This window comes from Pontibacillus salipaludis, from assembly GCF_014642405.1.
GTDB lineage: Bacteria > Bacillota > Bacilli > Bacillales > BH030062 > Pontibacillus > Pontibacillus salipaludis.
The window spans coordinates 138,862-151,261 of sequence record NZ_BMIN01000007.1 but is presented as its reverse complement, the minus strand read 5'-3'; the positions used below and the strand labels follow the sequence as shown (position 1 = coordinate 151,261).

Annotated in this window: 13 protein-coding genes; 12 read left to right on the top strand and 1 reads right to left on the bottom strand. The window is 41.7% G+C overall.

Translation table 11 applies throughout. From position 1 onward, the window contains the following. Window positions 1–190: 190 nt before the first annotated feature. Window positions 191–607 carry a universal stress protein gene (locus IEW76_RS09825; protein ID WP_188653313.1) on the top strand — a complete coding sequence of 139 codons (417 nt, stop codon included), beginning with the start codon at window positions 191–193 and terminating at the stop codon, window positions 605–607. Between the two features lie 109 nt (window positions 608–716). Here IEW76_RS09825 and IEW76_RS09820 read toward each other — a convergent pair whose 3' ends face one another. Continuing rightward, window positions 717–1,409, bottom strand: a complete 693-nt coding sequence (locus IEW76_RS09820) for a hypothetical protein (RefSeq protein WP_188653311.1) — start codon at window positions 1,407–1,409, stop codon at window positions 717–719. Window positions 1,410–1,559: 150 nt separating this feature from the next. Between IEW76_RS09820 and IEW76_RS09815 the strand changes: the two genes are divergently transcribed. The 11 genes from IEW76_RS09815 (at window position 1,560) to IEW76_RS09765 (ending at window position 12,399) form a co-directional block, all read left to right on the top strand. Next, window positions 1,560–2,156: a TetR/AcrR family transcriptional regulator gene (locus IEW76_RS09815; RefSeq protein ID WP_188653309.1), complete on the top strand. Its 597-nt coding sequence runs from the start codon at window positions 1,560–1,562 to the stop codon at window positions 2,154–2,156. Beyond that, window positions 2,156–2,503: a DMT family transporter gene (locus IEW76_RS09810; protein ID WP_188653308.1), complete on the top strand. Its 348-nt coding sequence runs from the start codon at window positions 2,156–2,158 to the stop codon at window positions 2,501–2,503. Before IEW76_RS09815 ends, IEW76_RS09810 begins: the two co-directional genes overlap by 1 nt. After that, window positions 2,503–2,820, top strand: a complete 318-nt coding sequence (locus IEW76_RS09805; protein WP_188653307.1) for a DMT family transporter — start codon at window positions 2,503–2,505, stop codon at window positions 2,818–2,820. The genes IEW76_RS09810 and IEW76_RS09805 overlap by 1 nt, the downstream gene beginning before the upstream one ends. A gap of 107 nt (window positions 2,821–2,927) precedes the next feature. Continuing rightward, window positions 2,928–4,418, top strand: coding sequence for an MDR family MFS transporter (locus tag IEW76_RS09800; protein ID WP_188653306.1), 1,491 nt, complete (start codon window positions 2,928–2,930; stop codon window positions 4,416–4,418). A gap of 70 nt (window positions 4,419–4,488) precedes the next feature. Next, on the top strand, window positions 4,489–4,680 hold the full coding sequence (locus IEW76_RS09795; protein ID WP_188653305.1) for a hypothetical protein: 192 nt from the start codon (window positions 4,489–4,491) through the stop codon (window positions 4,678–4,680). A gap of 565 nt (window positions 4,681–5,245) precedes the next feature. Beyond that, entirely contained in the window at window positions 5,246–6,256 is a 1,011-nt protein-coding gene (locus tag IEW76_RS09790; protein WP_188653304.1) for a LacI family DNA-binding transcriptional regulator, read from the top strand. Window positions 6,257–6,470: 214 nt separating this feature from the next. Then, window positions 6,471–7,811, top strand: a complete 1,341-nt coding sequence (locus tag IEW76_RS09785) for an ABC transporter substrate-binding protein (RefSeq protein WP_188653303.1) — start codon at window positions 6,471–6,473, stop codon at window positions 7,809–7,811. A 104-nt stretch (window positions 7,812–7,915) separates the two neighbouring features. Then, window positions 7,916–8,809 (top strand): carbohydrate ABC transporter permease, encoded by an 894-nt coding sequence (locus IEW76_RS09780; RefSeq protein ID WP_188653302.1) that lies wholly within the window; start codon window positions 7,916–7,918, stop codon window positions 8,807–8,809. 4 nt (window positions 8,810–8,813) lie between these two features. Beyond that, a complete protein-coding gene (locus IEW76_RS09775) occupies window positions 8,814–9,692 on the top strand; it encodes a carbohydrate ABC transporter permease (RefSeq protein ID WP_188653301.1) in 879 nt (292 codons plus the stop codon). A 17-nt stretch (window positions 9,693–9,709) separates the two neighbouring features. Further along, window positions 9,710–11,044, top strand: a complete 1,335-nt coding sequence (locus IEW76_RS09770; protein WP_188653300.1) for a GH1 family beta-glucosidase — start codon at window positions 9,710–9,712, stop codon at window positions 11,042–11,044. A gap of 11 nt (window positions 11,045–11,055) precedes the next feature. Continuing rightward, window positions 11,056–12,399 (top strand): glycoside hydrolase family 30 protein, encoded by a 1,344-nt coding sequence (locus IEW76_RS09765; protein ID WP_188653299.1) that lies wholly within the window; start codon window positions 11,056–11,058, stop codon window positions 12,397–12,399. The last annotated feature ends 1 nt before the right edge of the window (window position 12,400 follow it).

Below are 12,400 nucleotides of genomic sequence, written 5' to 3'. Positions count from 1 at the left end.
CAAAAGTCTTAGGTTTCAAAACTCGTTTATCTCACAGAATTTGAGAAACAGAAACATTATACATGTAGAAGGGGGGATTTGTCTAACGACTACAGATCTATGTTTCACCTACTTATCATTGAGGTACCTTACCACTAGGATTGTTCATATAATAGACTCACTAAACTTGATCGTAAAAAGGGTGACGACAATGTATAAACGAATATTACTAGCAACTGATGGATCAGAACATTCCATACGCTCAACAAAGCATGCGGCAGCCTTAGCCAAACAGTTCGATGGAACGGTTGAGATTGTCTATGTTGTAGATGGAAACAAATCAAAACAAGACGTTCTTCATAATATGAGCGAATATGAAATTGAATTAAAGCGAAAAGAAAAGACTAGATCGGTCCAAGAGGTATTAGAACAAGAAGACGTTTCCTTTAAGACCCACATTCTGCACGGTGAACCTGGGCCTACAATTGTAGAGTTTGCAAACGAAAACGACTATGACTGTGTCGTAATCGGAAGCCGTGGTCACAATGCCCTACAAGAAATGATCCTTGGCAGCGTCAGTCACAAAGTGGTGAAGCGAGTAGACGCGCCGGTTATGGTTATTAAATAATAAGATGACCGAAAGAAGTCATTCTCTTGAAGGATGGCTTCTTTTAAATATGGAATGCATCAGAAAACAAGCGAGTATTTTCCCTGGAAAGCGGGAAGTATACTCGCTTTTATTCGTGTAGTTCAGTAATTTCTCCACCAATGGCTTCTCCGTAGGATACATCATTTACGGTGTAGACGGTGAAACGCCATTTGTAACCAACATAAGCAGCAGGTTGTGTCGTAATTCTGACCACTTCATCCTCTGAGTATTGTTGATCTAGAGTTTGTTGGAGCTGTTGCTTCGAGTAGGCTTTCCACCCTAGTAATAGACAAAGAATCATAAGTCCGCTTACGACCCATTTCCACCCGTAAAGCTTTTGCGACAGGGAAAAGAGAGTGAGCAAGAGTAAGCCACCTAGAAGCCAAAGATCCCTTTTAATAAGAGAATACTCTAGGTTATGTTCGTTTACAGGATAGAAAAGGTGAGCCCCGTTTCCTAAATAATCAATTCCGATTCCTGCTATAAGTAATAGAAGCCCAATCCCAATCCACCTTCTAAAAAAGGTGAAAGGCAAGAGTTTGTATGTTAAGAGGGCTAAGGCAAGACTTGTGAATGGAAGTAAAAATAGGGAGTGAGTAGACACATTGCCTATTAATTTCGGCACATCTATGATCATCACTAGCGCACCACCAAGGAAAATGGTTGCGATTCGTCGGCCGTATGACATGGTGTGTCGGTAAAAGAATAAATGAGTCAGAATCATAGCTGTTAAGATATGTAGCAATGAAGAAGGAATGTGGTTTAATAAGATCTCTGTCATAGTGTCACTCGCGTTCTTTTTGGTATAGTGTATCTTTAGGACTTTACCTTTTTTCTAGAAAAATAAACCATAAAACGAGTAACTTGACCAAATGAATAGAGCGATATACAATTTAACTACCGAACGTTAGGTAGTAATGGGGGTTTTTAGGTGAGTAAAGATAAAATTCTAACAGAAGCGCTTAGCTTGTTTGCTTCAAGAGGATATGAAGGAGCAACATTATCAGAGTTAGCCTCGCGCGTGGGAATGAAGAAGGCTTCGATTTATTCTCATTATAAAAATAAAGAAGAGATCTTCTGGGCCGTTATTGACTGTGCCTACCAAGAAGAAATCGCTAAATTGTCAACAGGTATGAAAGAAGTTCAGCATCTCGCTTTCCGCGAGCGACTTCATAATATGATGGATCAGCATGTTCATTTTTATAAGGAAAATGATGAAAATGCTAACTTATGGAGACGGATGACTCTGTTTCCTCCTCAAGATTTCAAAGAGGGTCTGAAGGCAAAATTACTCGAATATGAGCAACAATTTAATGAAATGTTGGAACAAGATTTGGATAGAGCGATTCAGTCAGGAGAAATTAGAGAAGTGAACCGGGATACGGGCCTTGCTATGATCAATTGCATTTTGGATGGGCTGTTCGTTGAATACAGCTATTATGATGATGAAGAATTCAACAAACGTGTGGAAGCAGTCAAAGTCATGACGTGGCGTGCGTTTCTTCCTGCGGGAAAGGAGGCTGAATGATGGGGTGGACCTATGTAATTGTCGCTGGACTTCTAGAGATCATCTGGATCTTTACGATGAAACAATCAGAAGGATTTACCCAAATGGTTCCTAGTATCGTTACGGTGATCCTATTGGTTGTCAGTTTCTACATCTTCTCTAAGGCGATGGAATATATCTCAGTTGGAACAGCCTACGCTGTCTTCACCGGAATTGGTACAGTTGGTGCGGTAACAGTTGAATTTGTAATGGAGCCCGAACTGGTTAGTGCTATAAAAGTGTTCTTTATCTTAGTCCTTCTTACAGGAATAGTAGGACTCAAAATAACAGAGAAAGAAGAGTCTGAAACAAGTGAGGTGAGTCACTAATGGCATGGATTCAATTAATGTTTGCAGGAATAGCAGAAGTATCTGGTGTTACGTTCCTGAAGTTAACAGATGGATTTAAACATAAAGGATATGTATTCTTAATGTTGATTGCAGGAATTATAAATTTTTATTTGTTATCAAAAGCGATACAATCATTGCCGATTGGAACAGCGTACGCGGTCTGGACAGGAATCGGATCGATTGGAACGGTTGTGGTTGGAATGATCTTTTTCCGTGAATCAAAAGAGTGGTTAAGACTTCTGTTTATCTCGATGATTATAATAGGAATTGTTGGACTAAAGATGACAACTGCGTAAAAAAGGATTACGTTTTTGCGAAATTGAATGCGTCAGAGAACACAAAAGCTCCTATTTGTAATAGAATAGTCTCTTGGAATACAAAAGATAAAAGGAGACCCGACATCATGGATGAAACGAAACAAAACGAGCGCTATGAGTTTCTGGCCAATGACCCGAACTTTAAAGTCATGCCCGTGATGGTTACGCTAATCATCGGGGCGTTTTTTGCGATATTAAATGAAACGTTACTGAACATTGCCCTGACAACGCTCATGGACCGTTTTTCTGTGAATGAACCGACCGTTCAATGGATGGCAACTGGTTTTATGCTTGTTATGGGGATTATGACGCCCATTTCGGCCTTATTGATACAATCGTTCACAACAAGAAAAATGTTTATCGGAACCATGACTATTTTCACAATAGGTACAGCCATTTGTGCAATAGCCCCAACGTTCCCGATTTTGCTTGGAGGACGCTTGCTACAAGCAGTCGGCACAGGTGTGCTGATCCCGATTATATTTAACACATTCCTATTAATCTTCCCGCCGGAACGACGCGGTGCGGTTATGGGAACAGTGGGCCTTGTCATTATGTTCGCACCAGCGATTGGTCCGACACTATCAGGAATCATCGTTGAACATTTAGGATGGAGATACTTATTCATTTCTGTCATTCCATTCTCGTTGTTCTCAATCGCCTTTGCACTTAAATTCCTGCGAAATGTCGGCGAAGTGACGAAGCCAAAACTTGATATCCTATCCATTGTCTTATCGACAGTCGGTTTCGGCGGCGTCGTGTTAGGCTTTAGTCTAGCAGGTGAAGGAGATGCAGGCTTCCTTGCTCCGAAAGTCTATCTATCTATTATTGTTGGCGTAATCTCACTTATCGTGTTCACATTCCGTCAATTGAAATTAGAAGAACCCATTTTAGACGTACGCGTTTTCCGATATCCGATGTTCACTCTCGGCTTAACGATGTTTGTCATTATTATGGTATCTATGTTTTCTTCAGAAATTATATTGCCTATGTATATGCAAGGAGCACTTGGTCTACAGGCGGCTACCGCTGGTCTTATTTTACTACCAGGCGCCCTTTTGAATGGCTTAATGTCGCCGATTATGGGCAAATTATTTGATAAGTACGGCCCAAGAAAACTCATGATCCCAGCGACTGTTGTATTAAGCGGAACGATGTTTGCCTACAGCCGCATCGGTCTTGATACATCCATTCCTTACATTGTCGTGTGTTATTTACTATTGATGCTGTCGGTGTCGGCTATTATGATGCCAGCCCAAACAAACGGCCTAAACCAATTACCGAAGCACCTGTACCCACATGGGACAGCCATCATGAACACACTTCAACCCGTATCAGGCGCAATTGGGATCTCGGTCTTCATCGGTATTATGACATCACGTAAAAATGCCTATCTAGAAAATGCCACGAATCCGTCTACTGCAGGTACCCAAGCAGAAGCTCTTGTATCAGGGGTTGAATTGGTGTACTGGGTTGTCTTCTTCTTTGCCATTGCAGCATTTTTCGTTACGCTATTTGTAAAACGCGCTGCTCCAGAGCAAGAAGTTACATCTGATGTGCATGCTGAAGCGAAATAGATTTTTGAAGCAGTTCTGTTTAGGGTGAGTACGCTCTAAGGGGAACTGCTTTTTTTGTGGGGGCGGGAGAGTGGTGAAGCTTGGTGGCTGCTCGAGTGGGGGGGATGGCTCAAGTTGGGGCGCGGCGGCTCAAGTTAGGCGGGAAACGGCTCAAGTTGGGGCGTCACCGGCTCAAGTAGGAGACGAACCGACTCAAGTGAAGAAAAAAGCGACTCAAGAAGCGAAAATAACAGCTCAAGTAAGGGCGCACCGGCTCAAGTGAAGCGAGAACGGCTCAAGTCCGGCCGTCACCGGCTCAAGTAGGAGACGAACTAGCTTAAGTAAAGAAAAAAACGGCTCAAGAAGCGAAAATAACAGCTCAAGTAGGGGCGCAACGGCTCAAGTGAAGCGAGGACGGCTCAAGTCCGGCTGTCACCGGCTCAAGTAGGAGGTAAAGAGGATCAAGTAAAGAAAAAAGCGACTCAAGAAGCGAAAATAACAGCTCAAGTAAGGGCACAGCGACTTAAGTGAAGCGAGAACGGCTCAAGTTCTACAGCTGATGACTAAAGTTGGGCCGAAACCCGCTCAAGCTCCACACCCCGGCCCGACGCAAGACCTGGACAGTCGCCACCGCCCGCCCCAGTAAGGCTCCCTATATAAAAAGCAACACTCAAAACCAGCTCACCATCACCCAATAAGTCTAATCTCCCACTATCAACAAAAACGTCTAAATAGTGACAAGTAGAAAAAAGCCTAAAAAATTTTCTGGAAAATGGGTTGCTTTTAGAAGACTACGGTGGTTATAATACAAGTAACGAAAGCGCTTTCGAAAGTAAGAGGTGGACCTTATGGTTACAATCTATGATATTGCAAAAAAGACAGGGTTCTCTGTCACAACTGTATCAAAAGTATTAAACAATTATTCAGATGTAAGCGAAAAGACGAAGAAAGCGATTAAAGCTGCAGTTGAGGAAATGGACTATTTACCAAACTCTCATGCGAGAACGTTAACGACTAAAAAATCTTGGACGATTGGCGTAGTATTCATCGAATCGTTAGGGATCGGTGTAAAACATCCGTTCTTTAATGCAGTAATCGAAAGCTTCAGGCAAGAGGTAGAAATAGAAGGTTACGATCTTCTGTTTGTTTCAAGAAATATTAGTAATCAGAAGAAAAGTTACTTAGATCATTTCAGGTATCGAGGTGTAGACGGTGTAGTCATTGTTTGTTCAACATATGATGACGAGCAAGTGAAGGAATTGATTGAAGATCCGATTCCAACCGTCGTCATAGATATGAGTAGTGATCAATCGAGCGTCGTTTATTCTGATAACTATGAAGGAAGTCGACTTGCGGTTGACCACCTGCATTCGCTAGGACACACTCGAATTGCCCACATAGCGGGGCATGAGTCAACTTTTGCAGGGGAACAGCGTAAGAAAGGGTTCTATCAAGCTATGAAAGCATTTAATCTTGATGTACCTGATGAGTACGTTGTGAATGGGGATTACTTTTCAATAGAAGGCGGCGCTAAAGCTATGAAGTCGTTGCTTGAACTCGAAGAGCGACCCACTGCTGTATATGCAGCAGGAGACAGCTTGGCCATGGGTGCCATGAACGCCATTCACGAGCAAGGACTCCGGGTTCCAGAAGATCTATCCGTAGTCGGATATGATGATATCGAACTTGCTCAGTATATCCATCCTGCCTTAACAACGATTCGACAACAGACCGATTTAATAGGTCAAGAATCTGCGAAACTATTATTAAAGCAAATTGATTGTAAAGAGAGTTATATAGCATGTACCCAGGTTCCGGTAGAGTTAATCATTCGCAAGAGTACTGGTCCTGTTGCATAAGCAAGGGAGGCTTTTAATGAATTCATTAGAAGCTCTTGTAAAATGAAACGAAAGCGGTTTCGTGTAAGGAACTTATATTTTTTTAGCTTTTTCGAAAGCGGTTTCGCCTGCAAGTGGATTTATATTTTTTTAAACATTTCGAAACCGGTTTCGCGATCTTGTTAGGAGAAGGTCATTGTACCTTTTTAATAAAATCTTTATAGGGGGTAGTAAGATGAAAAAGAGGTTAAGTTGGTCTTTGTTGTTGACTTTGATTATGGGTATTGCACTACTTGCTGGATGTTCTGATTCAGGATCTGCATCAGGTGATGGGGAAAAAGAAGATGATGACGTATTGAAAGTATGGTCATTCACGGATGAATTGAAAGAGCCGATCAAGACGTTTGAAGAGAAAAATGGCGTAAAAGTTGAATTAACGATTGTTCCGATTGCGGACTATCCTACGAAGCTTAAGCCTGTTTTAGAAAGCGGAGTTGGAGCACCGGATGTTTTCACAGGTGAGGTTGCATTCTTAAAGCAATGGACAGATCGTGATTACTGGGAAAACTTATCTCAAGAGCCTTATAATGCGGATGAGTTGGAAGGCGACTACATTGACTATGTATACGACTTAGGAAAAGATTCTGAAGGTAATGTGAAAGCGTTATCTTGGCAAACAACACCAGGTGGTATTTTCTACAAACGTAGTATTGCTAAAGAAGTTCTAGGTACAGATGATCCAGGTCAGTTAGGTGAAATGATGTCTTCTTGGGACGGGCTTTTCGAAGTGGGCGAGCAGTTAAAAGCTGAAGGTTACCGCTTGTTCCCTGATGAAGGTGCGATTCGTTGGTTTGCAAAAGGTGAAGATCCAGAACCTTGGGTAAATGAAGATGATGAATTGGTTATGACAGATGCGAAATTAAACTACTTTGATCACGCGAAGAAATTAAGAGAGAAAGATTACACAGCTTTTGCTCCAGAATGGTCTCCATCTTGGAATGCTTCTATGAGTGGTCCTATCGCATATAACGGCGGTTGGGAAGAAGTAGATGAGGATGCAGCAGCAAGCGACAAGACAGAAGTATTCTCTTACGCGCTACCAACTTGGGGTCTTCACAGTGTGTTGAAACCTAACGCTGAAGACACTTCAGGCGATTGGGGCGTAACAACTGGTCCAGTACCTTACTTCTGGGGTGGAACTTGGATTGGTATTTATAGCGGATCTGAGAAGAAAGATTTAGCTTGGGACTTTGTGAAAATGATGACTCATGATGAAGAATTCTTAACAGATTGGGCGAAAGAAACAGGCGACGTGTTATCTTACAAACCTGTTAATGAGAAGATCAAAGACGAATTCAGCGAGCCTTTCCTTAATGGACAGAACAACTACACGTTCTTCCTAGATCAGGCGAAAAAGATCGAGCCTGGCATCGTAACGAAGTATGACCAGCAGCTAGATACATTACTTGGCGGTCAGGTCATTGAGTATGTTGATGGTAAGAAGACAAAAGAAGAAGCGATTGAAGAATTCTACAAGCAAGTGAAAAATGCTTATCCGGAAATTAAGACACCATAAAGAGCAATGATAGAAGAGGTAGTCCGGTCTCCCGAGTGGACTGCGACTACCTCTATTCTATTTAAGGCACTTATGTAGATAGTCTGATAGAGAGAGGGATACCAATGAAGAAGTTAAACCACAAAGGGTATTATTTTATCGCACCATTTTTCGCGATCTTTCTCGTTTTTAATATCTATCCTGTTTTGCTGACCTTTTATTACACATTTACAAGGTATGAAGGGTATGGAAAACCGGAGTTCATTGGACTCGAGAACTATACACGAATTTTAACCGATGGCTACTTCTTAGAAGCCTTCATCAATACTTGGAAGATCTGGGGATTAAACTTTGCGCTGCAACTTGGAATCGCATTGTTCCTAGCAGCACTATTCTCCGATTTACGATACCGCATTAAAGGGATCGGATTCTTCCGGGCCGTATTTTACTTACCGAACTTGATTACGATTAGTTCAGTAGCGATTCTATTTAACATAATGCTTGATTGGCAGCATGGTTCGATCAATATGTTTTTAATGAAAATTGGTCTTATCTCTGATCCTATTAATTGGTTGAACGAACCCGCAACAGCTCAAATTTCAGTAGCGCTGATCTTAACGTGGATGTGGTTTGGTTACACCTTTATCGTCCTTATGGCCGGTGTATCAGGGATTCCTGGTGAACTTTATGAAGCGGCTCTTATTGACGGAGCGAACAGATGGCAGACATTTGTTCATATTACATTACCTTTACTTAAACCTATTATGCTTTATGTCATGATTACATCACTTATTGGTGGACTGCAGTTGTTTGATCTACCGATGTTAATAACAGATGGTCTTGGGGCACCTGAAGGGTCCTTAAACACAATGGTACTTTATCTGTATAACCAAGCATTCCGCTATAACAACTACGGATATGCAGCAACAATTGCTTATGCACTGTTCCTGATCACTGTATTATTCTCTGTAGTTACATTCCGATCCATGTATCGAACTAACGCGAAGAAAGAGGGGTAACGAGATGAAAACTGAGAAAAAGTCATTAAACGTGCCCGTTAACAAACAAGGGTTGAAGAAGAAAAGAAGTTTCTCCAGAAAGGCGATTTATACACTGTTGATCTTGTTAACGCTTATCAGCATTGTTCCTTTCTATATGATGATTATCAACGCAACACGTGAAAACCAAGCCATATTAGGTGGGTTCTCTTTCCTTCCTGGGAGTGCTCTTATTGAGAACTACCGCACCATGATGGATTATGTGAACATTTGGAACGGATTCAAAAACAGTTTAATCGTCTCTGTATCCGTTACGGTTCTAAGTGGTTATTTCTCAGCCTTAACAGCATTTGGATTTGCGGTTTATGAATTTAAAGGAAAGAATCTATTATTCATCTTCATGCTACTTATGATGATGGTACCTGGACAGCTAGGGTTAATCGGTTTCTATGAGCTAAACAATGCGATTGGAACACTTGATACGTACATTCCGTTAATTGTACCGGCTATTGCAAGTCCATTTGTGGTCTTCTTCCTTCGTCAGTACTTATCTACGACGCTTCATCCTTCTTTACTTGAAGCAGCTCGTATGGACGGAGCAGGAGAATTAAAAATCTTCCACACTGTAGCATTGCCAATTATGATGCCAGCGGTTGCGACGATGTCGATCTTCACATTTATCGGATCTTGGAACAACTATATCGTTCCATTAGTTGTCTTATTCTCACCAGAGAAGTATACGCTACCTGTATTAATGGGATTCTTAAAAGGCTCTCAAGTAGCTACAAACTTAGGTTCAATGTATTTAGGAATTGCGATTTCTGTTGTACCGATCATGGTCGCGTTTCTATTCTTCTCTAAATATATTATTAGCAGTATTTCAGCAGGATCAATTAAAGGATAAAGAAGAGGGGTTACACTATGCAGCGATTTAAAGAAGATTTCATCTTTGGAACAGCGACATCTTCCTACCAAATTGAAGGAGCCGCATCAGTTGGGGGACGTACTCCTTCCATATGGGATACATTTTCCTTAACACCTGGCAAGGTTCACAACGGAGATACAGGAGAAGTTGCATGTGATCACTATCACCGTTTCGAAGAAGATATTGAAATTATTAAAAGTCTTGGCGTAGATTCCTATCGTTTCTCGATTGCCTGGCCTCGTATTTTCCCATATGAAGGTCAGTACAATCCTGAGGGAATGGCATTTTACAAACGGTTAGCTACTCGTTTAAAAGAAGAAGGCATTCGTCCTTTCGTCACGCTCTACCACTGGGACTTACCTCAATGGGCATATGAAAAAGGCGGTTGGACAAATCGTGAAAGTATCGATTGGTTCTTAGAATATGCGGAGAAATGTTTTGAAGAATTAGATGATGTAGTAGATATGTGGATTACTCATAATGAACCATGGTGTGTAGCGATGCTAGGTTACTATGAAGGCGTTCATGCACCAGGACATCAGAACTTGCAAGAATCTATTCAAGTTGCGCATCACCTGCTTCTGTCTCACGGAAAAGCGGTTGATTTGTATAAAGAAACCTTACAAAAAGAAAAACCAATTGGCATTACATTGAACATGTCGCCTGTTTACCCTGCGAGCATGGAGACTCATGATTACACAGCGGCTCAACATTATGATGGTTATCTGAATCGATGGTTTATCGATCCTGTCTTCAAAGGGAGCTATCCTGAAGACATGAAGACGTTATACGGCAACAACGGCTGTGAGTTTGATTTCATAAAAGAAGGCGATTTGAAATCGATTTCAATATCTTGTGACTTCTTTGGAATTAATTTCTACAACCGTGCTTTAATTGAAGCGTCCAGTGAAAATCCTTTAACATTCCAGGCGGCTCCATCTGACTATGAAAAAACAGGAATGGGATGGGACATTTCGCCAAATGAATTTAAAGAACTGATTTACCGCGTGCGTGAAGAATACACAACATTGCCGATTTTTATCACAGAAAATGGCGCTGCGTTCGATGATGTGCTCGAAGAAGATGGAAGTGTTCACGATGAAGGCCGAAAAGGGTACGTGGAACAGCACCTGACAGCCGTTGCAGAACTGAACGAAGAAGGAATGAACATTAAAGGATATTACTTATGGTCTCTTCTTGATAATTTTGAATGGGCGTTTGGGTACGATAAGCGATTTGGGATCACATACGTTGATTTTGAAACACAAAACCGTTACGTCAAAGATAGTGCAAAGCGCTATACGGATATTGTGCGATCAAGAACTATATAAGGAGGAGAAACATGTCAAAGGTTCGAACGATTTTAACTTCTAAAGACACTGGAGACAGATTAACTGAAAAAGAACTTCTCCCTCTCGTTGATTTTAACGAGGAGGGGGATCTTACTGTTCAAACAACAGAACAGTATCAAAAGATTCTCGGTTTCGGGGGAGCGTTCACAGAGGCAGCAGCCTACACATTAAGTCAAATCTCTCCAGAAAAACGGGATGAAGTCATTAGGAACTACTTCCATCCAGAAGAAGGACTAGGGTATACGATCGGAAGAGTGGCAATCCACAGTTGTGATTTTGCTCTTGGGAACTATACGTATGTAGAAGAGGGAGACGAGGACCTTACTACATTTTCGATCGAAAGAGAGCATAAATGGGTCCTTCCCCTTGTTAAAGATGCGATGAAGGAAAAAGGCGGAGACATTGAGCTGCTAGCTTCCCCGTGGAGCCCTCCTGCATGGATGAAAAGTAACGGAGAGATGAATAACGGCGGAAAGCTTTTGCCACAGTACAGAGATGCGTGGGCAAAGTATTATGCAAAGTTTGTTCATGCCTTCCGCGAAGCTGGAGTTGATATATGGGGCTTATCGGTTCAAAACGAACCAGCAGCTGTCCAGGTGTGGGACTCTTGTATTTATTCTGCAGAAGAAGAGCGTGATTTCATTAAAGATCACCTAGGACCAACTCTTGTAAGTGAAGGGTTAGAAGATTTGAAACTTGTTATTTGGGACCATAATCGCGATATTATGGTCGAGAGAGCTTCCACAATATTAGAAGATCCTGAAGCTGCTAAGTATGTATGGGGCACAGGATTTCATTGGTACGTAAGCGAAGCGTTTGAAAATGTTGGGGAAGTGCACAATCGATTCCCAGATAAGCATTTATTGTTCACAGAAGGATGCCAGGAAGGTGGCGTGAAGCTTGGAGAATGGTTTACAGGTGAGCGTTACGGCCGCAATATGATTGGCGACCTTAACAATTGGACAGAAGGATATATCGATTGGAATATGGTCTTAAATGAAGAAGGTGGGCCAAACCATGTAGGGAATCTGTGTGATGCTCCCATTATCGCTGATACGAAAACAGGTGAAGTTCATTACAACAGTTCCTTCTATTATATTGGTCATTTTAGCAAGTACATACGTCCCGGAGCTGTAAGAGTGGGGCTTGATATAAGTCATAAATCATTACAGTCTACAGCTTTCTTGAATGAGGATGGGTCCCTTGTAATGGTTGTGATGAATGAATCCGATGATCAAGAGGAATTCACGGTTACTCGGGAACAAAAAGCGTTCCAAGGAGAACTCCCCGCTCATTCCATAGCGACGTACATTTGGGAACAAGATGCACAGTAAA